At 61.1% G+C, this 24,456-nt stretch carries 25 protein-coding genes, 1 tRNA gene and 1 pseudogene; 15 read left to right on the forward strand and 12 right to left on the reverse strand.

Annotated elements, in window-relative coordinates; translation table 11 throughout:
• Positions 1-23 precede the first annotated feature (23 nt).
• Positions 24-719, forward strand: a complete 696-nt coding sequence (gene ung / locus HBO19_RS23070) for a uracil-DNA glycosylase (protein WP_170042872.1) — start codon at positions 24-26, stop codon at positions 717-719.
• 63 nt (positions 720-782) lie between these two features.
• Here the strand turns inward: ung and HBO19_RS23075 are convergent, their stop codons facing one another.
• From HBO19_RS23075 to HBO19_RS23095, 5 genes are all read right to left on the reverse strand, one after another.
• Positions 783-1,820: an AbrB family transcriptional regulator gene (locus HBO19_RS23075; protein ID WP_170058376.1), complete on the reverse strand. Its 1,038-nt coding sequence runs from the start codon at positions 1,818-1,820 to the stop codon at positions 783-785.
• Positions 1,813-3,327 carry a tripartite tricarboxylate transporter permease gene (locus tag HBO19_RS23080; RefSeq protein WP_169956739.1) on the reverse strand — a complete coding sequence of 505 codons (1,515 nt, stop codon included), beginning with the start codon at positions 3,325-3,327 and terminating at the stop codon, positions 1,813-1,815. The genes HBO19_RS23075 and HBO19_RS23080 overlap by 8 nt, the downstream gene beginning before the upstream one ends.
• 1 nt (position 3,328) lies before the next feature.
• Positions 3,329-3,787, reverse strand: coding sequence for a tripartite tricarboxylate transporter TctB family protein (locus HBO19_RS23085; protein WP_170042871.1), 459 nt, complete (start codon positions 3,785-3,787; stop codon positions 3,329-3,331).
• A 130-nt stretch (positions 3,788-3,917) separates the two neighbouring features.
• Positions 3,918-4,901 carry a tripartite tricarboxylate transporter substrate binding protein gene (locus tag HBO19_RS23090; RefSeq protein WP_169956735.1) on the reverse strand — a complete coding sequence of 328 codons (984 nt, stop codon included), beginning with the start codon at positions 4,899-4,901 and terminating at the stop codon, positions 3,918-3,920.
• Between the two features lie 43 nt (positions 4,902-4,944).
• A complete protein-coding gene (locus tag HBO19_RS23095; protein ID WP_170058377.1) occupies positions 4,945-6,237 on the reverse strand; it encodes an OprD family porin in 1,293 nt (430 codons plus the stop codon).
• 246 nt (positions 6,238-6,483) lie between these two features.
• Here HBO19_RS23095 and HBO19_RS23100 point away from each other — a divergent pair, with 246 nt between their 5' ends.
• Both HBO19_RS23100 and HBO19_RS23105 read left to right on the forward strand, forming a co-directional pair.
• A complete protein-coding gene (locus HBO19_RS23100; protein WP_169956731.1) occupies positions 6,484-7,155 on the forward strand; it encodes a response regulator in 672 nt (223 codons plus the stop codon).
• Positions 7,148-8,533 carry a sensor histidine kinase gene (locus tag HBO19_RS23105; protein WP_169956729.1) on the forward strand — a complete coding sequence of 462 codons (1,386 nt, stop codon included), beginning with the start codon at positions 7,148-7,150 and terminating at the stop codon, positions 8,531-8,533. Before HBO19_RS23100 ends, HBO19_RS23105 begins: the two co-directional genes overlap by 8 nt.
• Positions 8,534-8,565: 32 nt before the next feature.
• On the opposite strand, the gene HBO19_RS23110 is transcribed toward HBO19_RS23105, so the two are convergent.
• Together HBO19_RS23110 and HBO19_RS23115 are read right to left on the reverse strand one after the other, a co-directional pair.
• Complete coding sequence (locus HBO19_RS23110; protein ID WP_169956727.1) at positions 8,566-9,387, reverse strand: HDOD domain-containing protein; 822 nt, start codon at positions 9,385-9,387, stop codon at positions 8,566-8,568.
• 36 nt (positions 9,388-9,423) lie between these two features.
• On the reverse strand, positions 9,424-10,365 hold the full coding sequence (locus tag HBO19_RS23115; RefSeq protein ID WP_170058378.1) for a folate-binding protein YgfZ: 942 nt from the start codon (positions 10,363-10,365) through the stop codon (positions 9,424-9,426).
• Positions 10,366-10,502: 137 nt separating this feature from the next.
• Here HBO19_RS23115 and HBO19_RS23120 point away from each other — a divergent pair, with 137 nt between their 5' ends.
• Positions 10,503-10,757 carry a succinate dehydrogenase assembly factor 2 gene (locus tag HBO19_RS23120; protein WP_017736358.1) on the forward strand — a complete coding sequence of 85 codons (255 nt, stop codon included), beginning with the start codon at positions 10,503-10,505 and terminating at the stop codon, positions 10,755-10,757.
• Positions 10,741-11,193 (forward strand): hypothetical protein, encoded by a 453-nt coding sequence (locus HBO19_RS23125; protein ID WP_169956723.1) that lies wholly within the window; start codon positions 10,741-10,743, stop codon positions 11,191-11,193. Before HBO19_RS23120 ends, HBO19_RS23125 begins: the two co-directional genes overlap by 17 nt.
• On the opposite strand, the gene nadB is transcribed toward HBO19_RS23125, so the two are convergent.
• Entirely contained in the window at positions 11,162-12,778 is a 1,617-nt protein-coding gene (nadB, locus tag HBO19_RS23130; RefSeq protein WP_170058379.1) for an L-aspartate oxidase, read from the reverse strand. The genes HBO19_RS23125 and nadB overlap by 32 nt on opposite strands.
• Positions 12,779-13,246: 468 nt before the next feature.
• Between nadB and rpoE the strand changes: the two genes are divergently transcribed.
• The 4 genes from rpoE to HBO19_RS23150 all read left to right on the forward strand — a co-directional run bounded on the left by rpoE (position 13,247) and on the right by HBO19_RS23150 (position 17,098).
• Positions 13,247-13,828, forward strand: a complete 582-nt coding sequence (gene rpoE / locus HBO19_RS23135; RefSeq protein WP_003172477.1) for an RNA polymerase sigma factor RpoE — start codon at positions 13,247-13,249, stop codon at positions 13,826-13,828.
• Positions 13,829-13,860: 32 nt separating this feature from the next.
• Positions 13,861-14,448, forward strand: coding sequence for an RseA family anti-sigma factor (locus tag HBO19_RS23140; RefSeq protein ID WP_169956719.1), 588 nt, complete (start codon positions 13,861-13,863; stop codon positions 14,446-14,448).
• A gap of 16 nt (positions 14,449-14,464) precedes the next feature.
• On the forward strand, positions 14,465-15,421 hold the full coding sequence (locus HBO19_RS23145; protein ID WP_170058380.1) for a MucB/RseB C-terminal domain-containing protein: 957 nt from the start codon (positions 14,465-14,467) through the stop codon (positions 15,419-15,421).
• 240 nt (positions 15,422-15,661) lie between these two features.
• On the forward strand, positions 15,662-17,098 hold the full coding sequence (locus tag HBO19_RS23150) for a DegQ family serine endoprotease (protein ID WP_169956714.1): 1,437 nt from the start codon (positions 15,662-15,664) through the stop codon (positions 17,096-17,098).
• 73 nt (positions 17,099-17,171) lie between these two features.
• Here the strand turns inward: HBO19_RS23150 and HBO19_RS23155 are convergent, their stop codons facing one another.
• On the reverse strand, positions 17,172-18,605 hold the full coding sequence (locus tag HBO19_RS23155) for a M48 family metalloprotease (protein ID WP_029299078.1): 1,434 nt from the start codon (positions 18,603-18,605) through the stop codon (positions 17,172-17,174).
• A gap of 95 nt (positions 18,606-18,700) precedes the next feature.
• Between HBO19_RS23155 and HBO19_RS23160 the strand changes: the two genes are divergently transcribed.
• The gene (locus HBO19_RS23160; protein ID WP_169956710.1) at positions 18,701-18,940 is read left to right on the forward strand and encodes a sulfurtransferase TusA family protein; all 240 of its coding nucleotides are present in this window, start codon (positions 18,701-18,703) and stop codon (positions 18,938-18,940) included.
• 114 nt (positions 18,941-19,054) lie between these two features.
• On the opposite strand, the gene HBO19_RS23165 is transcribed toward HBO19_RS23160, so the two are convergent.
• Positions 19,055-19,528, reverse strand: coding sequence for a peroxiredoxin (locus HBO19_RS23165; protein ID WP_169956708.1), 474 nt, complete (start codon positions 19,526-19,528; stop codon positions 19,055-19,057).
• An 11-nt stretch (positions 19,529-19,539) separates the two neighbouring features.
• A complete protein-coding gene (locus HBO19_RS23170; RefSeq protein ID WP_169956706.1) occupies positions 19,540-20,100 on the reverse strand; it encodes a glycine cleavage system protein R in 561 nt (186 codons plus the stop codon).
• A 260-nt stretch (positions 20,101-20,360) separates the two neighbouring features.
• Between HBO19_RS23170 and dapA the strand changes: the two genes are divergently transcribed.
• The 5 genes from dapA (at position 20,361) to HBO19_RS23195 (ending at position 24,050) form a co-directional block, all read left to right on the forward strand.
• Complete coding sequence (dapA, locus tag HBO19_RS23175; RefSeq protein WP_169956704.1) at positions 20,361-21,239, forward strand: 4-hydroxy-tetrahydrodipicolinate synthase; 879 nt, start codon at positions 20,361-20,363, stop codon at positions 21,237-21,239.
• A 17-nt stretch (positions 21,240-21,256) separates the two neighbouring features.
• The gene (bamC, locus tag HBO19_RS23180) at positions 21,257-22,372 is read left to right on the forward strand and encodes an outer membrane protein assembly factor BamC (protein ID WP_169956702.1); all 1,116 of its coding nucleotides are present in this window, start codon (positions 21,257-21,259) and stop codon (positions 22,370-22,372) included.
• 4 nt (positions 22,373-22,376) lie between these two features.
• Complete coding sequence (locus HBO19_RS23185; RefSeq protein WP_170042868.1) at positions 22,377-23,135, forward strand: MBL fold metallo-hydrolase; 759 nt, start codon at positions 22,377-22,379, stop codon at positions 23,133-23,135.
• Positions 23,136-23,163: 28 nt separating this feature from the next.
• A complete protein-coding gene (purC, locus tag HBO19_RS23190) occupies positions 23,164-23,877 on the forward strand; it encodes a phosphoribosylaminoimidazolesuccinocarboxamide synthase (protein ID WP_003211975.1) in 714 nt (237 codons plus the stop codon).
• An 83-nt stretch (positions 23,878-23,960) separates the two neighbouring features.
• Positions 23,961-24,050 (forward strand) — tRNA-Ser (locus tag HBO19_RS23195).
• A 142-nt stretch (positions 24,051-24,192) separates the two neighbouring features.
• Here HBO19_RS23195 and HBO19_RS28360 read toward each other — a convergent pair.
• Positions 24,193-24,456: pseudogene (locus HBO19_RS28360) on the reverse strand (hypothetical protein); the annotation flags it as partial.

The raw sequence follows: 24,456 nt of genomic DNA on the forward strand, positions 1-24,456 counted from the left end.
CATTCTTTTTACATGATGTGTTTCTGATGACTGCCGACGACCGTATCAAACTCGAACCGAGCTGGAAACACGCCCTGCGCGAAGAGTTCGAGCAACCGTACATGACAGAGCTGCGTGAGTTCCTGCGCCAGGAACATGCGGCGGGCAAGGAAATCTACCCGCCGGGCCCGCTGATCTTCAATGCGCTCAACTCCACGCCGTTGGACAAGGTCAAGGTGGTGATCCTCGGCCAGGACCCGTACCACGGCCCCGGCCAGGCCCATGGCCTGTGCTTCTCGGTACAACCGGGCGTGCCGACACCGCCGTCCCTGGTCAATATCTATAAAGAGCTCAAGCGCGACCTCAATATCGACATCCCCAGCCACGGCTGCCTGCAAAGCTGGGCCGACCAGGGTGTATTGATGCTCAACACCACCATGACTGTGGAGCGCGCGAATGCCAACGCCCATGCGGGCAAGGGCTGGCAGTTCTTCACCGACCGGGTGATCGAGTTGGTCAGCGAGCATCAGCCGCACCTGGTGTTCCTGCTGTGGGGCGCCCATGCCCAAGGCAAGCAGAAGCTGATCGATGCGACCAAACACCTGGTGCTGACCTCGGTGCATCCGTCACCGTTATCGGCTTATCGCGGGTTTTTGGGGTGTGGGCATTTCAGCCGGACGAACAAGTTTCTTGAGCAGAACGGCGAGACGCCGATCGAGTGGCGAGTGCCGCCGCTCTGAAGTTCAACACCTGAGGAGGTGGGAGCGAGCAAACCCGCTCCCGCTTTAGGGTTGTGCCAGGTTTTAGAGGGGGCCCGGCTGGCGGTTCCAATGGCGGAATAACGGCTCCGCGAGGAACAACACAAACAACAGCCGCATCACCTGCATCGCCGTCACCAACGGCACCGACAGTTGCAAGGTTTCCGCCGTCAGACTCATCTCCGCAATCCCTCCTGGCATCATCCCCAGGGTCAGCGAACGCAAATCCAACTGCGTCAATGCACTCAGGCCCACCGCCGCCAGGGTGGCGATCAACATGGTCAGCAGCGTGCCGATCACCGTACGGCCCATGAACGACGGTGCCCGGCGGAAGAACTGCCGGTTGAAGTGGCAGCCCAGGCCGCTGCCGATCAACCATTGGCCGATCTGGCTGCCACCATCGGGCAGGCCGATGTGCAAATCCCAGGTGATGCTGGCGATGGCGCTGACCAGCAACGGCCCGAACAACCAGGGGTTGGGTTGGCGCAGGCGCTGCCAGCCCCAGGCCAACAGGGCGCCGATCGGAAACAGCAGGGCCAGCCAGGCCCAATCCACGGGAGCCGGGTGAAACTGTGGCGCACCGCCGCCCAGCAAATACTTGAAGATCGCCGGCACGCACAGCACCACCAGCAACACCCGCAGACTCTGGCCAGCCGCCACGCGACTGAGCACCGCGCCATTGCGCGCGCCGAGGTTGACCATCTCCCCGGACCCGCCCGGCATGCTTGAGAAAAACGCCGTGGCGCGATCCTCACCGCTGCGGCGCATCAACCACACGCCGACAATGCTCGACAGGCTGGTGACCAGCGCGCCGAAGAAGATCAGGCCAAAGTGGCTCATCACCTGCTCGATCACCACCGGGGTGAAGTGCAGGCCGATGCCGATGCCCACCACCCATTGGCCGCATTTGCGCCCGCCGGGAATTTCGGCCAACTGCCAGGGTGTGAGGCAACGCACCAGGATGATCGCCAGCAGCGAGCCGACCATATACGGCAAAGGCCAGCCGATCAGGCTGGCCAGGTAACCGCCGGCCAGGCCGACCAGCGGTGTTCCCCACCATTGTTTAAAGGTGACTTCAGACATCGGCCACGGCGCGACGCTGCAGGGCCCGTTTGCGGTAGATGCGGATCAGCGGGAAGGCCAGCATCAATGCCGTCAGCACCCAGACACCAAAGGTGATCGGGCTCGACCAGAGGATCTGCAGGTCACCGTTGGAGATCGACAGCGCCCGGCGCAGGTTCTGCTCCATCAGGCCGCCGAGGATAAAGCCCAGCAACACCGGCGACAGCGGGAAGTCCAGCTTGCGCAGGATGTAGCCGAAGATACCGATGCCCACCATCAGGAACAGGTCGAAGGTGGTGGCGTGGACCGCGTACACACCAATCGCGGTGATGATGGCGATCACCGGCACCAGCGCCCAGTTCGGCACGGCAAGGATGCGGGTGAAGATGCGGATCATCGGGATGTTGAGGATCACCAGCATGATGTTGGCGATAAACAACGAGGCGATCAGGCCCCAGACGATATCCGGTTGCTGTTGGAACAACAGCGGGCCCGGCGTGATGTTGTACAGCGACAGCGCGCCGATCATCACGGCGGTGGTGCCCGAACCGGGTACGCCGAGGGTCAGCATGGGGACCAGGGCACCGCAGGCGGAAGCGCCGATGGCGGTTTCCGGCGCAGCCAGGCCGCGCATGTCGCCCTGGCCGAATTTACCGCTGGCACCGGCCAGGCGTTTCTCGGTCATGTAGGCCACAGCTGACGCCAAGGTGGCGCCCGCACCGGGCAGTACGCCCATGATGAAACCCAGCAGGCCGCAACGGATATTGACGACGAATACCGAAGACGCTTCCTTCAGGTTAAACATCATCCGCCCGGTGGCCTTGACCGCTTCCTGGCCGCGGTGGGTTTTTTCCAGCAGCAACAGGATCTCGCTGATGGAGAACAGGCCCAGTACCAGCACTACAAACTGGATGCCGTCGGTCAGGTGAATGTTGTCCCCGGTAAAACGGTACACGCCGCTGTTGGCGTCGATACCGACTGCCGAGAGAAACAAGCCGATCAGCGCGGCCACAAACGTCTTCAGCGGTTTGTCACCGGCCATGCCGCCCAGGCAGACAATGGCAAATACCATCAGGACGAAATATTCCGCCGGGCCGAAGGCAATCGCCCATTTGGCCAGCAGCGGGGCAAACAGCACCATGCCGCAGGTGGCGATAAACGCGCCGATAAACGAACTCCATGCCGACAACGACAGCGCCACGCCGGCCAGGCCTTTGCGGGCCATTGGGTAGCCGTCGAGGGTGGTCATTACGGTGGAGGCTTCGCCGGGGATGTTCAGCAGGATCGAGCTGATACGCCCGCCATATTCACAGCCCAGGTACACGGCTGCCAGCAGGATCAGCGCCGATTCCGGCGGCAGGCCCAGGGCGAAGGCGATGGGGATCAACAACGCCACGCCGTTGATCGGGCCCAGGCCCGGCAACAGGCCGACCACGGTGCCGATCAGGGTGCCGCACAGTGCGGTCACCAGGTTGTAGGGGCTCAGCGCGACGCCGAAACCCTGGCCCAAATAGCCAAAAGTATCCATATCAGTTCTCCAGAACGTCGAGCAGGCCGAGGGGCAGCGGAACATCCATGGCTTTATCGAAGAGCAGATAAAGGCCGATGGCCATCAGGCTGACGATCACCACGCTGGGCATCCAGCGGCCGCCATACAGGCGCGCCATGGGGATGCCGATCAGCATGCTGCTGAGAATGAAACCCAAGGGTTCGAAGGTGCCGGCGAACACGATCAGCAGTGCCACGCAGATGCCGATCTTGACCAGGGTCTGGCGGTCCAGCGCGGGTTCTTCTTCGGTATGCTTGGTCGGCTGCGGGCGAATCAGCATGTAGATCAATGCCAGGCTCATCAGCCCGAGCATCAACAGTGGGTAGGCCCGAGGTCCCACCGGCTCGTAGGAAAATGACGCTTGGTACGGCCAGGCCATCAGTGCCAGGCAGGCGCAGGCCAGCAGCAACACCGCGGCGAAAATGCGTTGTAAGAGCATAGGAAACTCCTTTGCGACTCTTGTAGGCGCAAGCTGGCTCACGAAGAACGCAAGGACATCGCGTGTATCCAGGCAGCACGCGTCATCGTTGCGGTTTTTCGCGAGCAAGCCCGCTCCCACAGAGGGGCGATTACTGGATCAGGCCGAACTCTTTGGCCAGCACTTTGTAGTCAGCCACTTGTTTCTTCACGTAGGTGTCCAGCTCCGGGCCGGTCAGGGCGAACGGGAACAACTCGCGCTGGTCACGCAGCTTGGCGAACTCTTCGGAGGCCAGCAGTTTGTCGAACGCCTCTTTCCACCAGGCGTAGTCGGCATCGCTGACTTTTGGCCCGAGGTAGAAGCCACGCACCACCGGCCAGACGATGTCGTAGCCTTGCTCTTTGGCGGTCGGAATATTCTTCATTTCCGGCTCGTCCAGGCGCTCTTCGGAGAACACCGCCAGCAGGCGCATGTCGCCGCTGAGGATGTGTGGCATGGAGTCGGAGATGTCGGTACTGCCCACCTGAATATGTCCACCGAGCAGGGCCGTGGCGATTTCACCGCCGCCTTCGAGGGCCACATAACGCAGGTCACGGGGGTTGATTCCGGCAGCCTTGGCGATCAGCGCGGTTTGCATCCAGTCCTGGCTGCCCACGGTGCCGCCGGAACCAATCACCACTTTGCTCGGATCTTTCTTCAGGGCCTGTACCAGGTCATCCAGGCTCTTGTAGGGAGAATCGGCTTTCACCGCAATCGCGCCATAGCTGGTGCCAACCGCCGCCAGCCATTTCACCGCGCTTTCATCAAACCGCCCGAACTTGCCCTGTGCCAGGTTCAGCAGCGAACCGCTGGACCACGCCACCAGCGTGCCGGCATCGGCAGGGCGCTGGGCCACCACGGCGTTGTAGGCCACCGCGCCCACGCCGCCGGGCATGTAGGTCACGCGCATCGGCTTGCTCAGCAGTTTTTCGTTGACCAGTGCGCTTTGCACCAGTTTGCAGGTCAGGTCAAAACCACCGCCGGGGGAGGCCGGTGCGATGCATTCCGGGCGCTTGGGTTCTTCGGCGGCCAGTAGTTGGCCGGCAAACAGCATGCAGCCGGCGGCCAGGGCAAATTTACGCAGGGATGAGGACATGGGGAACTCCGTCATTGTTGTTATTGGGGTATGACTTTCAGGGTTACCACAGGGCGACGCTGTAACTGACCAGCACGCGCACTTCGTCTGCGTCCCGGGCCGAGTAGTTGGAGCGGTAGGTGGCATTACGCAGGCGCACGGCCACATCCTTGAGCGTGCCGCTTTGCACTACGTATTTGATCTCGGTGTTGCGTTCCCACTCTTTGCCGGTGTCGCCGTTCTTGAGTTGGATGTTGTCGCCGGACAGGTAGCGGCTCATGAAGCTCAGGCCGGGGATCCCCAGCTTGGCGAAGTCATAGTCATAGCGCGCCTGCCAGGAGCGTTCCTCGGCGCCGGCAAAGTCGTTGATCTGGACAAAGTTGACCAGGTACGGGTCGCTGCCATCCACATACGGGAATGCACTGTCGCCGGACATGTGCTGGTAGCCGGCGCTCAGTTTATGGCCGTTGAGGGCGTAGCTGAAAATGCCGTTGAGGGATTTGTTGTCAATGCTGCCGCCGCGTGCGCTGCCGGTGTCGTCACTGATGGCCAGGCGCAGATCGGTGCCGAAGGTGCCGGGACCCATCGGGGTGGCGGCGACCAGGCCGAGGAAGTGCTGGCGGTACACGTCGTCCAGTTGGGCGAAGTGGTAGCTGGCGGTGGCCTTCTCGGCAAACTTGTAGTCCACGCCGCCGAAGTTGAAGTGCTTGCCGGTGGCCCCGCCGACGAAGCGGCTGTTTTTGTTGTTGAGGGCGATGTCCTCGTAGTTGGTGTCATCGCGGTCCTTGGCTTTGTCCAGGCGCCCGCCGGTGAAGGTCAGGTTCTTGAACTCCTTGGAGGTCAGCAGGCCGCCGTTGAAGGTCTGCGGCAGGATGCGCCCGTCGTTGGGCTTGAGGATTGGCAGCTCGGGGATCAGCGAGCCGATTTTCAGCTCGGTGGCGGAGATTTTCACTTTACCGGTCAACCCCAGCTTCGAGTACTCGTCAGCGGCGCGGCCATCATCGTGGGTGGGCAGCAGGCCAGTGCCGGTGCGGTCTGGGCTGGAGTCGAGCTTGACCCCGAGCATGCCCAGCGCATCCACGCCAAAACCGACGGTGCCGTCGGTGTAGCCCGATTGCAGGTTGAGCATGAAGCCCTGGGCCCATTCGTCGCGCTTGGATTGTTGCGCGCTGGTACCGTCGCGAAAGTCGCGGTTGAAGTACATGTTGCGGGTTTCCAGGGTCGCGCTACTGTCTTCGAAGAAGGCAGCCTGGCTAAGCGGCGAAAAGCCGGCAAGGGCAGCGGCACTGGCGAGGGCGGTCTGGGTCAGGCGGGAAAAACGAACAGGCGGGCAAGCCTGGGGCTGTGTCGACAGCATCGTGATGCACTCCGTTATTGTTCTTATGGGGCGAAAACGCTTCGAGGCGTTTTTCGGGCGCTATGGGTGAAATAGCTCGGAAGGTGTAACCGTCCGTTTCTGGATGCTAATGGGCGAACCTTTCACTAACCTTTCAGCGTCCTTTCAATGTTTTCGGGCTTCACAGCAGAGGCCGCGGCTGTAAACTGCGCCGCGAGTTGGTAAACAGAGGGCGGCATCGGCCACCCCTTAACGAGGTATGAATCCATGCGTGTCCTGCTCGTCGAAGACCATCTGCAACTGGCCGAAAGTGTGGCCCAGGCGCTCAAGAGCACGGGGTTGACGGTGGACGTGTTGCACGATGGCGTGGCGGCGGACCTGGCCTTGAGCAGCGAGGAATACGCTGTGGCGATTCTCGATGTGGGCCTGCCGCGCATGGATGGTTTCGAGGTACTGGCGCGCCTGCGGGCTCGTGGGAAAAATCTGCCGGTGTTGATGCTCACCGCCCGCAGCGATGTAAAGGATCGGGTGCATGGCCTTAACCTGGGCGCCGACGACTACCTGGCCAAGCCCTTCGAATTGACCGAACTGGAAGCCAGGGTCAAGGCGCTGTTGCGCCGCAGCGTGCTGGGCGGCGAGCGGCAGCAGACCTGTGGTGTGCTGGTGTATGACGTGGAAACCCGGCGCTTCACCCTCGCCGGTGAGCTGCTGACGTTGACCTCCCGCGAGCAGGCCGTGCTCGAAGCGTTGATCGCCCGCCCTGGTCGGGTCATGAGCAAGGAGCAACTGGCATCCCAGGTGTTCGGCCTGGACGAGGAAGCGAGCCCCGACGCGATCGAAATCTATGTGCACCGCTTGCGCAAGAAGCTCGATGGCCAGCCGGTCGCCATCGTCACCTTCCGCGGCCTTGGCTACCTGCTGGAAGCGCGCGATGCGTAAGCACAGCAGCCTGCGTTGGCGCCTGCTGTGGAACCTGGCACTGCTGTTGGTGGTGCTGATGCTGGCCAGCGGCCTGAGCGCCTACTGGAACGGTCGCGAGGCTGCAGACACCGCCTACGACCGCACCCTGCTGGCCTCGGCACGCACCATCGCCGCCGGCCTGTCCCAGCGCGACGGCACCTTGAGTGCCGATGTGCCCTACGTGGCGCTGGACACATTCGCCTATGACAGTGCCGGGCGGATTTACTACCAGGTCAATGATATTCACCAGAAGCTGATTTCTGGCTACGAACACCTGCCCGGCCCGCCGCCCGGTACGCCGCGCACCGACGATTACCCGGCCTTGGCGCGGTTCTATAACGCCAAGTACCAGGGGCAGAATGTACGGGTGGTGAGCCTGCTCAAGGCAGTGTCGGAGCCGAACATGAACGGCATGGCAGAAATCCGCGTGGCCGAAACCGACGAAGCCCGCGTCAGCATGGCCCGCAGCCTGATGGCCGACACCCTGTTGCGCCTGGGCATGCTGGCCATCGGCGCCTTGCTGCTGGTGTGGTTTGCGGTGAGTGCGGCGCTACGCCCGCTGGAGCGTTTGCGCACGGCGGTGGAGGAGCGTCAGCCGGATGACCTGCGGCCGCTGCCGCTGGTTGAAGTGCAACACGAACTCGGGCCGCTGGTGCGGGCGTTGAACCACTTTACCGAGCGCCTGCGCGGGCAGTTCGAGCGCCAGGCACAGTTTATTGCCGACGCCTCCCACGAGTTGCGCACTCCGTTGGCCGCCCTCAAGGCCCGGCTGGAATTGGGCCTGCGCGCCGAGGACCCGGCGGTTTGGCGCAGTACCCTGGAAACGGCGGCACAAGGCACGGATCGCTTGACCCACTTGGCTAATCAACTGCTGTCCCTGGCACGCATCGAAAACGGGGCACGGGCAATTGCCGAAGGTGGCGCGCAGTTGCTCGACCTCAGTCAACTGGCCCGTGAGTTGGGCATGGCCATGGCGCCCCTGGCCCATGCGCGGGGTGTGGCGCTGGCGTTGGAGGCGGATGAGCCGGTGTGGCTGCGCGGCGAGCCGACCTTGCTGAACGAGCTGTTGAGCAACCTGGTGGATAACGCCCTGGCGCACACGCCGTCAGGCGGCAATGTGATCCTGCGGGTGACGGCGCCAGCGGTACTGGAAGTGGAAGACGACGGCCCGGGTATTCCGCTGGATGAGCGCGACCGGGTGTTCGAGCGCTTCTATCGGCGTAACCAGCAGGGCGCGGGGTCGGGGCTGGGCTTGGCGATTGTCGGTGAAATCTGCCGCGCGCACCTGGCCCAGATCAGCCTGCATGATGGCGAGCTGAAAGGGCTCAAGGTGCGGGTGAGTTTTATCGCCGGCTGAGAGTGGCCCACCGCTATCGCCGGCAAGCCGGCTCAGTAGAACATCGAGCGCGCTTCGTCCAGCTCGGTACGTACCGCTGCGTTGAGCGGGTCGATGCGCAGTTTCTTGAATGACGGCAAGTTCGACAGCGCAGTGTTGGCCAACGGGTGATGGGTGTTCTTGTGGCAATACAGCACGGCCACTTGCACCAGGTCGACATAATCCAGGCTGGCCGAGTCGCGCTCAAGGTCCTGGTAGTGGGCGGGCACATTCACCAGCATTTCCGGGAAGTCCCAGCCGCGCAAGAGCTTGTCCCCCAGCAGCGGGTGGATGCTATCGATCACATGGTTGAGGCTGACCGGGTCGGAGAGCAGTTCATAGTGATCTTCGGCGTAGGTCAGGATCGGCAGCACGCCGATCTGGTGCACCAGCCCGCCGAGTGCGGCCTGGTCCGGCTTGAGCTGGCTGTGGTTACGGCACAAGGCGTAGCAGACTCCGGCCACTTCCAGGCTGCGGCGCCATACTTCACGCATTTTTTGTTCCACGGCTTCTGAGCGGGCGTGGAATATCTGTTCCATCACCAGGCCAATCGCCAGGTTGCTGCTGTAGTTGGTGCCCAGGCGCGTGATGGCGGTATGCAGGTCGGTGACCTCCTGGGAGGCCCGCAACAATGGGCTGTTGACGACCTTGATCAGTCGCGCCGTCAGGGCGGTGTCGCGGCCGATGACTTTGCTCAAATGGCTGATGCTGACTTCGGGGTCTTCGGCGGCCTGACGAATTTTCAGGGCCACTTCCGGTAACGTGGGCAGAACCAGGTCATCGTTATCGATGGCCATCACCAACGCCTGTTGGACTTTTTCCGCCAGTTTGTTCATTCATGCTCTCTAGGGTGTTGCAAAAGGGTCCGGCGATTACCGCTGGATCTCGCGATCACGGTCCAGTTGGTAAGGCAGGTCAAGCAACTTGAGGCCCGGGCCTTCCAGCGTACCTAAATGCACGTCGCCACTGTCGGCTGCTTCGGCTTGCAGCACCGCCAGAAGTTCAATCCCTTCGTCGGCCCGCGCAGCGATCACCACTTCGCCGATGGCACTGTTGTGGCTGGGCGCGAACAGTGGCGTACCAGGCTCGGGCAATGCACTGCCGTTCAGGCTCAGGCGGTAGAGACGGCGCTTGAGCTTGCCCAGGTATTGCATGCGGGCGACGATCTCCTGGCCGGTGTAGCAGCCCTTTTTGAAGCTCACGCCACCGACTGCTTGCAGGTTGAGCATCTGCGGGATGAACAGCTCGCGGGTCTGGGCCATGACCTGGCCGATGCCGGCGCGGATCTGCCCCAGCAGCCAGCTATTGAGGTCGCCTTGGATGAGTGTTGCGCCCAGTTGGCTGCGCAGGGTGTCGGCTTGCGCGGCGGGCGCCCAGAGTTCGGCGCGGCCGGGGGAGACGCGAATGGCGATCAGTTCTGCATGGCGCGCCACACTGTCGGTCTCGGCTGGCAAGTCCAGGCCCAGGCTGGCGATTGCCTGATCGGCGTCGGCCAGGCCGAAGCGGACCCAGGCGGCGCTTTCGTCTGTCAGCTTGGACTTGGAAAACACCGCGTACTTCTTCAAGTCCGCCAGCTGTGGTTCAAGCAGTTCGCTGGCCATGGCCAGCAGCACACCGTCACCTTGCAGCACGATGCGGAAGCTCGACTGCATGCGCCCCTTTTGGGTGCAGCGCGCGCCGAGGCTGGCGTGGGTGTCGTCGAGGTAGTTGAGGTTGCAGGTCAGTTGCCCCTGGAGGAACTTGGCCGCGTCAGCGCCGCGAACGGCCAGGACGCCTTCGTGGGACAGGGGGCAGAAGAAAGCAGAGTCAGCCATGGGTCATCGCAGTTGGAAAGTCATGGGTGCATCATAGAGGGGCGCCCGGCAAATGGGTAGTTTCATAAGCCCGACCAAAGCCGACTGTTCCGAGGGGCGTGGGCCTGTATACTTGCGCCCTATTTGAGGAGCGCTCCATGGTCGAAGATGTAGAAATCAATCGCCTGTACTGGCACAGCCGTCGCGGCATGCTGGAGTTGGATGTGTTGCTGGTGCCGTTCACCAAAGAGGTGTACGCCACCCTCGATAAGGTGGACCGCGACCTCTACGTCAGGCTGCTGACCTGCGAAGATCAGGATATGTTCGGCTGGTTCATGGAGCGTGCCGAATCAGAAGATCCGGAGCTGCAGCGCATGGTCCGGATGATCCTGGATCGTGTCCAGCCCAAGTAATACCTTCGAATGCCGCTGGCAGGCCTGCGGGCTTCTGCTGGCGGCGTATCTCCTCGCCCAGGTGCTTGCACTCGGTGCGCTGTGCCTGCTGGCTGTGCCTTTATCGATGGCTGCACTCGGTGTGCTGGTGTGCCTGGCCCATGCCGCGTGGGCGCTGCCGCGCCAGGTTCGCTTGACTCACCATTCGTCGGTTCGTGGCCTGCGGCGCAATGCCGACGGCTGGCAACTGTGGAGCGCGGCGCGGGGTTGGCACGCTGTGCAGTTGCGCCCCGACAGCCTGGCGTTGCCGCTGATCGTGGTGCTGCGCTACCGGTTGCCGGGGGAGTGGCGGGTACGCTCGGTGTGTGTGCCGCGCGGTTCGCAGGCCGCCGATGTGCATCGACGCCTGCGCGTGCGCTTGAAGTTCAGCCGCCGTAGGTGGTTGGCACCAGGATAGTGTCGAGGGCTTCGGGCAGCATCTGCGGGTAGTCGAGGGTGTAATGCAGGCCGCGGCTTTCCTTGCGCGCCATGGCCGAGCGGATCATCAGCTCGGCGACCTGGGCCAGGTTGCGCAACTCGATCAGGTCACGGCTGACCTTGTAGTTGCTGTAGAACTCATCGATCTCATCGAGCAGCAATCGAACCCGATGCTGCGCCCGCGCCAAGCGCTTGTTGGTGCGCACAATCCCCACGTAGTCCCACATGAAGCGCCGCAGTTCGTCCCAGTTGTGGGCGATGATCACGTCTTCGTCCGAGTCGGTGACCTGGCTGGCATCCCAGCGGGGCAGGGCGGCCGGCACCGGGATGCGCGGCAGTTGCTCGAGGATGTCGGCAGCGGCGGAACGGGCGTAGACGAAGCATTCGAGCAGTGAGTTGCTGGCCATGCGGTTGGCGCCGTGCAGGCCGGTGAAGCTGGTCTCGCCGATGGCGTACAGGCCAGGCACGTCGGTGCGCCCGTGTTGGTCGACCATCACCCCGCCGCAGGTGTAATGCGCCGCCGGGACCACTGGGATCGGCCCTTTGGTGATATCGATATTGAAGGCCAGGCAGCGCTCGTAGACCGTCGGGAAGTGGGTCTTGATGAAGTCGGCGGGCTTGTGGCTGATGTCCAGGTAGACGCAATCGATGCCCAGGCGTTTCATTTCGTGGTCGATGGCGCGGGCCACGATATCCCGGGGGGCCAGCTCGGCGCGCGGGTCGAAGCGTTGCATGAAACGTTCACCGTTCGGCAGTTTCAAGTGCGCACCTTCACCGCGCAGGGCCTCGGTGATCAGGAAGCTCTTGGCCTGGGGGTGATACAGGCAGGTGGGGTGGAATTGGTTGAACTCCAGGTTCGCCACCCGGCAGCCCGAACGCCAGGCCATGGCGATGCCATCCCCGCAGGCGCCATCGGGGTTGCTGGTGTAGAGGTAGACTTTGGCGGCGCCCCCTGAAGCGAGGATGGTAAAGCGTGCGCCGTAGGTATCGACTTCGCCGCTGGCGCGGTTGAGCACGTAGGCCCCGAGGCAGCGCTCGCCTGCCAGGCCCAGGCGTTTTTCGGTGATCAGGTCGACGGCGACCCGTTGTTCGAGCAGTTCGATGTTCGGTCGTTGCCGGGCCTGGGCGAGCAAGGTCGTGAAGATCGCAGCGCCGGTGGCATCGGCGGCATGGATGATGCGCCGGTGGCTGTGGCCGCCTTCGCGGGTCAAGTGGAACTCGAAACCACCGTCATCACTGCCGGCATGTTCATCGCGGGTAAATGGCACCCCCTGGTCGATCAGCCATTGGATGGCTTCGCGGCTGTGTTCGACGGTGAAACGTACCGCTTCTTCATTGCACAGGCCGCCGCCGGCGTTGAGGGTGTCTTCAACGTGGGATTGCACCGTGTCGGTGTCATCCAGCACGGCGGCAACCCCGCCCTGGGCCCAGAACGTCGAGCCGTTGGCCAGGTCGCCCTTGCTCAGTACGGCTATGCGCAGATGGCTCGGCAGGGTCAGCGCAAGGCTCAAGCCGGCGGCACCGCTACCAATCACCAGGACATCGTGTTGAAACTGTTGGCTCATTTATGGGATTCCGCAAAAAGCGATCCGAGGGGTGGCGCAAACAGGACGCCTGGATCGGCGAATCAAAGGGTCACACGGCCCACTAGTATATAGAGGGGGCTATCGGCACAATAGCCGGGCATTCGTGGCATTGTGAAACTATGGTGAACGAACTGCACGGCTTTGATGAGGCGGTCCGGTGTCGAGATGGGAACTTTTGCATCACGCCCGACTCCATAACAGGATGCCCGAAAGCTGGGAAAACGTTGGTTTTACTGATTGGCCTGGAACATGGGAGTGTCAGAAAACCGGCGACAAGATTATTCACGCAGCCGGCTATGCCCGCGCTGCGTTTTTCGTGTGTGCCAAAACAGAGCCCACCGGAAACTTGCTTGAAGGGGGAGAACTTTTGCGAAAAGTCCTAGTCTATGTTTGCAAGCCTGATCGTTTAGTTATGCAAGCCTCCTTCAAGTACAACGAGGAGTGTTCATGCTAACCCAGGAAGAGGATCAGCAGCTGGTCGAGCGCGTTCAACGCGGCGACAAGCGCGCATTTGATCTGCTAGTGCTGAAATACCAGCACAAAATTCTCGGGTTGATCGTGCGGTTCGTGCACGACACCCATGAAGCGCAGGACGTTGCACAGGAAGCCTTTATCAAGGCCTACCGTGCACTCGGTAATTTTCGCGGTGACAGTGCGTTTTACACGTGGCTGTATCGCATCGCCATCAACACGGCGAAGAACTATCTGGTGTCTCGCGGACGCCGCCCACCTGATAGTGATGTGAGTTCGGAAGATGCAGAATTCTACGATGGTGATCACGGCCTCAAGGATCTCGAGTCGCCGGAGCGTGCATTGCTGCGCGACGAGATCGAAGGCACTGTCCATCGCACTATTCAGCAACTGCCAGAAGATTTACGTACGGCATTAACTTTACGTGAATTCGATGGTCTGAGTTACGAGGACATTGCGAGCGTCATGCAATGTCCGGTGGGGACCGTACGCTCCCGGATTTTCCGGGCTCGGGAAGCCATCGATAAAGCCCTGCAACCGTTGTTGCAGGAAAACTAAAGACAGCGGCGACAGCCAAGAGAGGAACCGCCATGAGTCGTGATGCCCTGCAGGAATCGCTGTCCGCAGTGATGGATAACGAAGCGGATGAACTGGAACTTCGTCGAGTGCTCAATGCATTTGATGATGCCCAAACCCGTGATACCTGGTCTCGTTACCAAGTCGCTCGGGCGGTGATGCATAAGGATCTACTAATCCCTCGTCTGGATATTGCTGCGGCCGTTTCTGCTGCGCTGGCCGATGAAGCCGTTCCGGCAAAAGCCACCCGCGGTCCTTGGCGTAGCCTCGGTCGCCTGGCGGTCGCTGCCTCGGTGACAGTGGCCGTACTGGCCGGTGTACGCCTGTACAACCAGGACGAAATCGCCGGTGCCGAACTGGCCCAGCAAACCCAGCAGCCGGTCATGGCTGGTCCGCAAGTCAAGGGCCCGGCTGTCCTGGCCGGCTACAAGGAAAGCTCTGACGCGACAGGCCCCATGGCCAACGGCGTGCTTCAAGGGCAATCCGGCTGGCAGGACCAGCGTCTGCCAGGTTACCTGCGCCAGCACGCTCAAGAGTCGGCTGTAAAGGGTACCGAAAGCGCACTGCCATACGCTCGCGCTGCAAGCCTGGAAAACCGCTAGACCGCTAAGGAGCCTTATGCGCGCCATACCGCTCCTTGCGCTTTTGCTCAGTGGCTGGTTTGCAGTACCTGCCCATGCCGATGAAGCCCAGGATTGGCTGAAGCGTCTTGGGCGGGCAGAGCAGCAGCAAAGCTACCAAGGCACGTTTATCTACGAGCGTAACGGTAGTTTCTCTACCCATGACATCTGGCATCGTGTCCAGAATGGCCAGGTTAGCGAACGACTGCTGCAGCTCGATGGCTCGGCCCAGGAAGTTGTCCGGGTCGATGGGCGCACCCAGTGCGTCAGTGGCAGCCTGGTGGCGGGTCTGGGCAGTCTGCCCGGCGCTCCGGCCCAAGTCCTTGATCCACAAAAACTCAGTTCTTTTTACGAACTTGCCGTTATCGGTAAATCGCGTGTGGCTGGTCGCAAGGCGGTGATCGTCTCGTTGGCGCCACGTGATCAATATCGTTACGGGTTCGAGCTGCATCTGGACCGTGAAACCGCGCTGCCGCTCAAGTCATTGCTGATCAATGACAAAGGCCAGTTGCTGGAACGTTTCCAGTTCACTCAACTGAGCACCAAAACCCCGGATGAAAGCGATTTGCAGCCCGGCCAGGACTGCAAGCCACTGTCGGTCGCCAGCAGCAAGGCCGATGAAGTAATAGAGCCCCAGGCCTGGCATCCGAGCTGGCTGCCGCCCGGCTTCCAGTTGGCCCGCAGCACCGCGCGCAAGGATTCCCAGACTCAGGTGGTGGTCACCAGCCTGATGTATGAGGACGGGCTGGCGCGCTTTTCGCTGTTCCTCGAGCCCGTCAGTGGCGAAGCCGCGACCGAAAGCCGGGTGCAGTTGGGGCCTACGGTTGCTGTCTCTCGCCGCATGACCACCACTGAGGGCGAGGTCGTGGCCACGGTGGTCGGTGAGATTCCCCTGGGCACCGCCGAACGTATCGCCCTGTCGGTTCGCAGTGGCCCGGCACCCGAAAAGCCGTGAGCCGTTAATCCTATGCTCATCCAGATCGTTCACAGTGATGCAGGAAATGCCTGCTTTGCTGCGCAGAACATGAAATGTCTGGAGAGTATTTTCACTTGCAAAATCTCCTTATGTTTTTTATAGGTCAGAGCTTCTCGGCTCTGGCCTTGCGTTGTTCACGCAATATTGACGTCGCTAGTAGTAGTCTTCGGCGTTTATTGAACCCTGTCGCCCAACCCTGCTCGTCGTAACGGGAGCTGTATGTCGATACCACGTTTGAAATCTTACCTATCCATAGTCGCCACGGTGCTGGTGCTGGGTCAGGCCGTTGCCGCGCAAGCGGCGGAGTTGCCTGACTTCACCCAACTGGTAGAGCAGGCCTCGCCTGCCGTGGTGAATATCAGTACCACCCAGAAGCTGCCGGATCGTAAAGTCTCGAACCAGCAGATGCCTGATCTCGAAGGCCTGCCGCCGATGCTGCGGGAGTTCTTCGAGCGTGGCATGCCCCAGCCCCGTTCGCCCCGTGGCGGTGGTGGTGGCCAGCGCGAAGCCCAATCCCTGGGCTCGGGTTTTATCATTTCGCCTGACGGCTACATCCTGACCAACAATCATGTGATCGCCGACGCGGACGAGATCCTCGTGCGCCTGGCTGATCGTAGTGAACTGAAGGCCAAGTTGGTCGGCACCGATCCACGCTCCGACGTGGCCTTGCTGAAAATCGAAGGCAAGGACCTGCCCGTGCTGAAACTGGGCAAGTCCCAGGATCTGAAGGCCGGGCAGTGGGTGGTAGCCATTGGTTCGCCGTTTGGCTTCGACCACACCGTGACCCAAGGCATCGTCAGTGCCATCGGCCGCAGCCTGCCGAACGAGAACTACGTACCGTTCATCCAGACCGACGTACCGATCAACCCGGGTAACTCCGGTGGTCCGCTGTTCAACCTGGCGGGCGAAGTGGTGGGGATCAACTCGCAGATCTACACCCGTTCCGGCGGTTTCATGGGCGTCTCCTTCGCCATCCCGATTGATGTGGCCATGGACGTTTCCAACCAACTTAAAGCGGGTGGCAAGGTCAGCCGTGGCTGGTTGGGCGTGGTGATCCAGGAAGTGAACAAAGACCTGGCCGAATCCTTTGGCCTGGACAAGCCTGCCGGCGCCCTGGTTGCGCAGATCCAGGACGACGGCCCGGCGGCTAAAGGTGGCTTGCAGGTTGGCGATGTGATCCTGAGCATGAACGGCCAGCCAATTGTCATGTCGGCCGACCTGCCGCATCTGGTCGGCGCACTCAAGGCGGGCAGTAAGGCCAAGCTGGAAGTGATTCGCGAAGGCAAGCGCCAGAACGTCGAGCTGACCGTGGGCGCGATCCCTGAAGAAGGCCAGGAGCTTGGCGCGCTGGGTGGTAAATCGGGTGCAGAGCGCAGCAGCAACCGCCTGGGCATTGCCGTCGTCGAGTTGACCGACGAGCAGAAGAAGAGCTTCGACCTCAAGAGCGGTGTGGTGATCAAGGAAGTCCAGGACGGCCCGGCCGCCCTGATCGGCCTGCAACCAGGCGACGTGATCACCCACTTGAACAACCAGGCCATCAACTCCACCAAGGAATTCACCGACATCGCCAAGGCGCTGCCGAAGAATCGCTCGGTGTCGATGCGGGTCCTGCGTCAAGGGCGTGCCAGCTTCATCACCTTCAAGCTGGCCGAGTAATTCGCTAGCCGTCGGTCAATAAAAAGCCCCGCTCTTGATAGTCGAGAGCGGGGCTTTTTTGTGGGCGCTGGATTTAGCTCATCATGCCTTTGACGATGCGTTCCTGTTCGATCAGCTCTCGCTGGCGCGCATCAATACGTGACGACAGCGGGAAGTTGCTGCCGGCCCGGCGCTTGGCAAAGTCCAGTTGCTGGATCGCCTGCTGGAAGTCGCCGACCAACGCAAAGTACTCGGCGCGGGCTTGATGCAGGCCGATGATATTGCCGGACAGGCCGCGTGTTTCGGCGACCTGGTACCACACGTCAGGATCGTCGGAGCGCGACTTGAGCAGGCCTTCCAGGGCTTTTTCCGCGTCGGCGGTGCGGTTCTGCTTGAGCAGCAGGTCCACGCGCACCTGGTTCAGCGGGTAGTTGCTGGGGTATTGGGCCAGCATGCGGTCGGTGCGTTGCTGCGCGTCGGGCATGCGATTGTTGGTGATATCCAACTCGATCTGCGCCAGGTTGTAGGTGATGTCGTTGGGCGCCTTGGCCAGCAGCGGCTTGAGGGTTTCCCGTGCCTCGTTGAGCTGGGTGCCCTTGATCTGGGCGATGGCCAGGCCATAACGCGCCACATCGCTCTTCGGGTTCTCATCCAGCTGGGCGCGGAAGCGCTTGGCGGCCAAGCCGGGCGTATCTTCGTAATACAGCTGGACCCTGGCGCGAATCAGTTGATAGCGCAGGCTGTCTTCGGTGCCGCCGGTCTTGGCCTGTTCGGCGCGGTTGCGCGTATCGGCGATCCGCGATTCGGTGACCGGGTGTGTCAGCAGGAATTCTGGAGGCTTGGCATCGAAGCGGTATTGGCGCATCAAGCGCTCGAACATGGTCGGCATCGAGCGCGGGTCGTAGCCGGCCTTGACCATATTGAGGATGCCGATGCGGTCGGCCTCTTGCTCATTCTGCCGGGAGAAGCGCCGCTGCTCCTGGATCGCGGCGGCCTGGCTGCCGGCAATCGCGGCAATCCCGGCATCCCCGGCGCCGGCGGCAGCAGCGATAATCCCGCCGAGCAGCGCGGCCATCATCGGGATCTGCATCCGTTGCTGCGCTTCCACGCCCCGGGCGAAGTGGCGCTGTGACAAGTGCGCCAATTCGTGGGCCATCACCGAGGCGTACTCGCCTTCGGTCTGGGCATTGAGAAACAGGCCGCCGTTGACCCCGACAATCCCGCCCGGCGCAGCAAATGCGTTGAGCTGCGGGCTGTTGATCAGGATGAACTCCAGGCGCCGGTCATTGACCTGGCTGGTCTCCACCAGTTTGTAGACGCTGGTCTCGACGTAATCCTTGAGTTGCGGGTCATTGAGGACCGAGACCTGGCCGCGCAGAAATGCCAGCCACGCCCGGCCCAGTTGGTGTTCCTGTTGTGGCGAGACAATGGCAGAACTGGCGTCGCCAAGTGACGGCAGGTCGTCGGCGAAGCCTGGAGAGGCAAGCAGGCAAGCCAGCGTCAGCAGGGTAGGGCGCAAAAAAGTCATGCACAAAGCCTTTCGACAAAGACATTACTGTAGCCGGACACTGAGCTTGGGACCAGATATTCTAAGCGCCCCCTGACGCCGCCTGGAGCAAAACCATGACCGCTGCTGTAAACCACGACGCCGAGCTCGATGCCAGCGGCCTCAACTGCCCGTTGCCACTGCTCAAGGCCAAGATGGAACTCAATCGGCTGGCCAGCGGTGCGGTGCTCAAGGTGATCGCCACGGATGCGGGTTCGCAGCGGGACTTCCGCACGTTTGCCAAGCTGGCGGGGCATGCGCTGTTGCACGAGGAGGCCGATAACGGCGTCTATCGTTACTGGTTGCGCAAGGCCTGATGGCCCCATCGCGGGCAAGCCCGGCTCCCGCACTTACCGAGTTGTCTGGTCGAGCACCGAACCCATGTGGGAGCTGGCTTGCCTGCGATAGCTATCTAACTGCCACCAGCCGCATCAAGCCTTGTCCAGTGCCTGTGCCGCGGCCAATACCGCCTCCACATGCCCCGGCACTTTTACGCCACGCCATTCCTGGCGCAGCACGCCTTCCTTGTCGATCAGGAAGGTGCTGCGATCAACGCCCAGGTATTCCTTGCCGTACAACTTCTTCAGCTTGATTACATCAAACAGCTGGCAAACTGCCTCGTCCTTGTCGCTGATCAGCTCAAAGGGGAAAGCTTGCTTGGCCTTGAAGTTCTCGTGGGACTTCACGCTGTCCCGGGACACGCCAAACACTTCGGTGTTGGCGGCCTGGAACGCGGCGTAGTGATCGCGAAACCCCTGGCCTTCGGTGGTGCAGCCCGGGGTGCTGTCTTTAGGGTAAAAGTAGATCACCACTTGCTTGCCCTTGAGGCCGGCAAGGCTGAACGTCTGCCCGCTGGTCGCCGGGGCTTGGAAATCGGCGACCGGTGTGTCGATGACTACCGCCATGAAAAACTTCCTTACATTGGATTCTGTGGGCGCCAGGGCTCGATCAGTGCATCCAGGTTCAGCGCATCGGCGAAATCCAGGAACTGGTCGCGCAACCAACTGATCTGCACGCCGGCCGGCAAGGTCACGGTAAAGGTGGCGTTGAGCATGGTGCCGCCGGTCTGGGGGGCCTGATAGGTGTCGCAGGTCAGGTTTTCCAGCTCGACGTTATGGTCGATAAAGAACTGGCACAGTTCATTAACGATGTCCGAACGGTACGCCGAACTGACATAAGCCACGTACGGTAGCGCCTGGGGACGGTTCTCCAGGGCGGCACTGCGTACCACATTGACGGTGAAATCGTGCTTCTTGGCCAGGGCCGGCAAGCCAGCTTCCAGGCGCGCCAGGGCGTCCCAGCTGCCGGAAATCTGCAGGACCAGCGCGCTGCACTCGCCATGGCGAGTCAGGCGTGAGGTCACGACGGCGCAGCGGTTTTCATGGCTGGCGCGGCACAGGACGTTAGTCAGCTCCATGGGGTTGGCGCCAAGGGCACTGATAACAAGGAATTGTTCGCGGACTGTGGGGGTGGACATGCAGCATTCCTAAAGCGATGAGCGGTCGATACGAACGTGCGGTACCGATCAAAGGATCAAGGGTAGCGAAAAGCGCCGCCAAGGGCTAGGACGTGGCGTTTTCATTGCATATTCAGTGGCAGTTGGCCGTGCTTTGGCCCAATGATGGCATTGCCGGCAACTAAGTTGATCCAGAACGCGTCCTCGGAGGGTACTTCGCTTGTGCAAGCATCTTGGCGCCAGTACCATTACGGCTCTCTTTTTCCGGCAGGAGCGGTTGCATGATTGCGGGCAGTATGGTGGCACTGGTCACACCCATGGATGCACAAGGTAATCTCGACTGGGACAGCCTGGGCAAACTGGTGGACTTTCACCTGCAAGAAGGCACCAACGCCATTGTGGCCGTCGGCACCACGGGTGAATCGGCCACGCTTGATGTGGAAGAACACATCGAGGTGATCGAGTTTGTGGTCAAGCGCGTTGCAGGGCGTATCGCGGTGATTGCCGGTACGGGCGCCAACTCGACGCGCGAAGCGATCGAACTGACCAAGAACGCCAAGAAAGCCGGTGCCGATGCTTGCCTGCTGGTGACGCCGTACTACAACAAGCCGACCCAGGAAGGCTTGTACCAGCACTTCAAGGCCATCGCCGAAGCTGTCGACATCCCGCAGATCCTCTACAACGTGCCAGGTCGCACGGCGTGCGACATGCAGGCCGCGACCGTGATCCGCCTGTCGACCGTGCCGAACATCATCGGTATCAAGGAAGCCACGGGCGACCTGCAGCGCGCCAAGGACATCCTGGCCGGCGTGAGCAGCGACTTCCTGCTGTACTCCGGCGACGACGCCACGGCTGTGGAGCTGATCCTGCTGGGTGGCAAGGGCAATATCTCGGTGACCGCCAACGTGGCCCCGCGAGCCATGAGCGAACTGTGTGCCGCTGCAATCGCCGGTGATGCCGTCAAGGCCCGCGCGATTCACGAAAAGCTGATGCCGCTCAACAAAACCCTGTTTATCGAATCCAACCCTATTCCCGTGAAATGGGCGCTGCACGAGATGGGCCTGATGCCGGACGGTATCCGTCTGCCGCTCACCCAACTCAGCCCAGCCTGTCACGAACCGCTGCGACAGGCCCTGCGCCAGTCCGGCGTCCTGGTTTAATTGAGGAAGCACTACGCATGAAGCGATTGGCCGGACTTTCCGCACTTGCCTTGATTATCTCCAGCACTAGTGGCTGCGGTTGGATCTGGGGCCCGGAAGGCTACTTCCGTGACCGCGGTAGCGATTACCTGGAAGCACAACAAACCGCACCGATGCAATTGCCGCCGGACGTCAACGTCGCCAAGCGCCTTGACCCGTTGCTGCCGATTCCGCGCAATGTGGCCGACGACACCGTCAAGGGCGAGTACGAAGTACCGCGTCCACAGCCGATTTCGGCCCTGGCCGATGCCAGTGACTACAGCCTGCAGAAAAGCGGCGACTCGCGTTGGATCATGGCCCAGCGCCCACCTGCCGAAGTCTGGCCGGTTGCTGTGCAGTTCTTCCAGGACAACGGTTTCCGTATCGACGAGCAACGCCCGCAGACCGGTGAGTTCACCACTGCATGGCAGCAGTCGAACGAACTGTCGGCCAACATGGCCAAGCGCCTGCAGGCCGGTGGCGTCGCCGCTGATGGCGAAAGCCGCATCCGCGTACGCATCGAGCCAGGCGTACAGCGCAACACCAGTGAAGTCTATGTGGTCAGTGCCGAGCGTCCTGCCGGCAGTACCGCCAACGTCGAATTCACCAATCGCTCGGTCAACAGCGGTGTCGATGCTGCGCTGGTCGACGAGATGCTTGCCAGCATGAGCCGTATTTCCGAGAAGGGCGGTTCCGTATCCCTGCTCGCTGCCCGTGATTACGACACCCCTAACCGTGTCAGCCTCACCGAAGACGGTAGCGGCAACGTCGTGCTCAACCTGGGTGAAGACCTGGATCGAGCCTGGGCCAGCGTCGGCCGTGCCCTGGAGCAAGGTCCATGGCGCGTTGAAGACATCAACCGCAGCCTGGGCCTGTACTACATCAACGTGGCTGAAAAGGCCGAGAAGAAAGACGAAGAGCGTGGTTTCTTCAGCAAGTTGTTCGGCAGCGAGCCGACCAAGGAAGAGATCGAGACTCGCGCCGAGCGTTATCAGGTTCGCCTGAGCAAGGTTGGCGACAACGTGCAAGTCACCGTCGAGAAGAACATCAACACCGTAGCGCCTGCAGAAACGGCGCGCAAAGTGTTGGGCGTGATTCAGGACAACCTGGGCTGATCCGATGCGTTTTGCTGTTCTCGGCAGCGGTAGCCAAGGGAACGGCACGCTTGTAGCCCACGACGACACGTACGTCCTGGTGGATTGTGGTTTCTCCCTGCGGGAAACCGAGCGACGCCTGCTGCGCCTGGGGGTTCACCCGGCGCAGTTGAGTGCGATCCTAGTGACCCACGAACATGCCGACCACGTGCATGGCGTGGGTTTGCTGTCTCGGCGCTACAATCTTCCGGTGTACCTGAGTCGCGGCACCTTGCGCGGGATGCGCAAACCCATTGAACCCGCAGGTTTCCTGGCCGGTGGCGAGCAACTGCAGATCGGTGCCTTGAGCATTTCTGTGATTGCCGTGGCGCATGATGCCCACGAGCCCACGCAATATGTATTCAGTGATGGCGAGCGTCGCTTCGGCCTGCTTACCGACCTGGGTTCCTATTGTGCCAAGGTGCTTGAAGGCTATCGGGATCTCGATGCATTGATGATCGAGTCCAATCATTGCCGAGACCTGCTGGCGCGCGGTCACTATCCGTACTTTCTCAAGCAACGGGTTGGCGGCGAACTGGGACATTTGAACAACCACCAGGCGGCGTACCTGGTGTATGAGTTGGGCTGGCAAGACCTGCAACATCTGGTCCTGGCCCACCTGAGCAGCAAGAACAACCTGCCGCAGCTTGCCCGGCAATGTTTTGTCGACACCCTCGGGTGCGACCCGGACTGGCTGCAACTGGCCGATCAAGATTCAGGGCTCGACTGGCGACATATCGCCTAGCCCATCTACTTACCAAGCGGAGCCCATCATGGAAAAACGTGAAGAACTCTACCGCGGCAAAGCCAAGTCGGTTTACAAGACCGACGACGCCAACCGCTTGATCCTGCTGTTTCGCAACGACACCTCGGCGTTCGACGGCAAGCGCATCGAACAGCTCGACCGCAAGGGTATGGTGAACAACAAGTTCAACGCCTTCATCATGCAGAAACTCGAAGCGGCCGGCATCCCGACCCAATTCGATAAACTGCTGGGCGACAACGAATGCCTGGTGAAGAAACTCGACATGATCCCGGTCGAGTGCGTCGTGCGTAACTACGCCGCCGGCAGCCTGGTCAAGCGCCTGGGCGTGGAAGAGGGCCTCAAGCTCAACCCTTACACGTTCGAGCTGTTCCTCAAGGATGATGCCAAGGGCGATCCATTCATCAACGAATCCCACGTGGTGGCATTTGGCTGGGGCACCGCTGAACAACTGGCGCGCATGAAGGAGTTGTCGCTCAAGGTTAACGACGTGCTGAGCAAGCTGTTCGACGACGCCGGGCTGCTGTTGGTGGACTTCAAGCTGGAATTCGGCGTATTCCACGACGGCTCCATCGTCCTGGGCGACGAATTCAGCCCGGACGGCTGCCGCCTGTGGGACAAGGACACCCGTAAGAAGATGGACAAAGACCGCTTCCGCCAGGGCCTCGGTGACGTTATCGAAGCCTACGAAGAAGTCGCCAACCGCCTCGGCGTACCGCTGTAATCGACGCAAGCATCTGATAGCACGGAAAAAAATTGCTTCGGCGCTTTGCTTCCACGAAACAGGCTGTTATGATGCGCGCCGTTGGAGAGATGCCAGAGTGGCCGAATGGGACGGATTCGAAATCCGTTGTACCTTCACCGGTACCTAGGGTTCGAATCCCTATCTCTCCGCCATTATTTGTACTTGAAGGCCCCATTTATGGGGCCTTTTTGCATTCTGCAGGTTCTGTTTCTCCTTTCCGCCTTTATGTGCTGGTTAGGCATCTTATATAAGGCGTTCTATGAAATCTGAGGGGTGTTGGGTCCTTGGAGGCTTTCATAGTGGCGGCCTGGGTTCTTTGCTCTGAAAAAGAATTTCCAGTTTGGGGTTGACCGGGTATTTTAATACTGTAGTATTCGCCTCCCGCTGACGAGAGATCGAAAGCGCAAGTGGTTGAAGTTGTTGAGGAAAATCTCGAAGCTTCTGAAAATAATCACTTGACAGCAAATGAGGCTGCTGTAGAATGCGCGCCTCGGTTGAGACGAAAGATCTTAACCAACCGCTCTTTAACAACTGAATCAAGCAATTCGTGTGGGTGCT

The sequence above is a fragment of the Pseudomonas sp. WS 5021 genome, assembly GCF_012985535.1.
Taxonomy (GTDB): Bacteria; Pseudomonadota; Gammaproteobacteria; order Pseudomonadales; family Pseudomonadaceae; genus Aquipseudomonas.

Excerpts from the sequence above, each read along its gene's own strand:
- HBO19_RS23075 (WP_170058376.1), bottom strand. The coding sequence starts at position 1,820 with ATGTCTGAAGTCACCTTTAAACAATGGTGGGGAACACCGCTGGTCGGC.
- HBO19_RS23080 (WP_169956739.1), bottom strand. The coding sequence starts at position 3,327 with ATGGATACTTTTGGCTATTTGGGCCAGGGTTTCGGCGTCGCGCTGAGC.
- HBO19_RS23085 (WP_170042871.1), bottom strand. The coding sequence starts at position 3,787 with ATGCTCTTACAACGCATTTTCGCCGCGGTGTTGCTGCTGGCCTGCGCC.
- HBO19_RS23090 (WP_169956735.1), bottom strand. The coding sequence starts at position 4,901 with ATGTCCTCATCCCTGCGTAAATTTGCCCTGGCCGCCGGCTGCATGCTG.
- HBO19_RS23095 (WP_170058377.1), bottom strand. The coding sequence starts at position 6,237 with ATGCTGTCGACACAGCCCCAGGCTTGCCCGCCTGTTCGTTTTTCCCGC.
- HBO19_RS23100 (WP_169956731.1), top strand. The coding sequence starts at position 6,484 with ATGCGTGTCCTGCTCGTCGAAGACCATCTGCAACTGGCCGAAAGTGTG.
- HBO19_RS23105 (WP_169956729.1), top strand. The coding sequence starts at position 7,148 with ATGCGTAAGCACAGCAGCCTGCGTTGGCGCCTGCTGTGGAACCTGGCA.
- HBO19_RS23110 (WP_169956727.1), bottom strand. The coding sequence starts at position 9,387 with ATGAACAAACTGGCGGAAAAAGTCCAACAGGCGTTGGTGATGGCCATC.
- HBO19_RS23115 (WP_170058378.1), bottom strand. The coding sequence starts at position 10,365 with ATGGCTGACTCTGCTTTCTTCTGCCCCCTGTCCCACGAAGGCGTCCTG.
- HBO19_RS23120 (WP_017736358.1), top strand. The coding sequence starts at position 10,503 with ATGGTCGAAGATGTAGAAATCAATCGCCTGTACTGGCACAGCCGTCGC.
- nadB (WP_170058379.1), bottom strand. The coding sequence starts at position 12,778 with ATGAGCCAACAGTTTCAACACGATGTCCTGGTGATTGGTAGCGGTGCC.
- rpoE (WP_003172477.1), top strand. The coding sequence starts at position 13,247 with ATGCTAACCCAGGAAGAGGATCAGCAGCTGGTCGAGCGCGTTCAACGC.
- HBO19_RS23140 (WP_169956719.1), top strand. The coding sequence starts at position 13,861 with ATGAGTCGTGATGCCCTGCAGGAATCGCTGTCCGCAGTGATGGATAAC.
- HBO19_RS23145 (WP_170058380.1), top strand. The coding sequence starts at position 14,465 with ATGCGCGCCATACCGCTCCTTGCGCTTTTGCTCAGTGGCTGGTTTGCA.
- HBO19_RS23150 (WP_169956714.1), top strand. The coding sequence starts at position 15,662 with ATGTCGATACCACGTTTGAAATCTTACCTATCCATAGTCGCCACGGTG.
- HBO19_RS23155 (WP_029299078.1), bottom strand. The coding sequence starts at position 18,605 with ATGACTTTTTTGCGCCCTACCCTGCTGACGCTGGCTTGCCTGCTTGCC.
- HBO19_RS23160 (WP_169956710.1), top strand. The coding sequence starts at position 18,701 with ATGACCGCTGCTGTAAACCACGACGCCGAGCTCGATGCCAGCGGCCTC.
- HBO19_RS23165 (WP_169956708.1), bottom strand. The coding sequence starts at position 19,528 with ATGGCGGTAGTCATCGACACACCGGTCGCCGATTTCCAAGCCCCGGCG.
- HBO19_RS23170 (WP_169956706.1), bottom strand. The coding sequence starts at position 20,100 with ATGTCCACCCCCACAGTCCGCGAACAATTCCTTGTTATCAGTGCCCTT.
- dapA (WP_169956704.1), top strand. The coding sequence starts at position 20,361 with ATGATTGCGGGCAGTATGGTGGCACTGGTCACACCCATGGATGCACAA.
- bamC (WP_169956702.1), top strand. The coding sequence starts at position 21,257 with ATGAAGCGATTGGCCGGACTTTCCGCACTTGCCTTGATTATCTCCAGC.
- HBO19_RS23185 (WP_170042868.1), top strand. The coding sequence starts at position 22,377 with ATGCGTTTTGCTGTTCTCGGCAGCGGTAGCCAAGGGAACGGCACGCTT.
- purC (WP_003211975.1), top strand. The coding sequence starts at position 23,164 with ATGGAAAAACGTGAAGAACTCTACCGCGGCAAAGCCAAGTCGGTTTAC.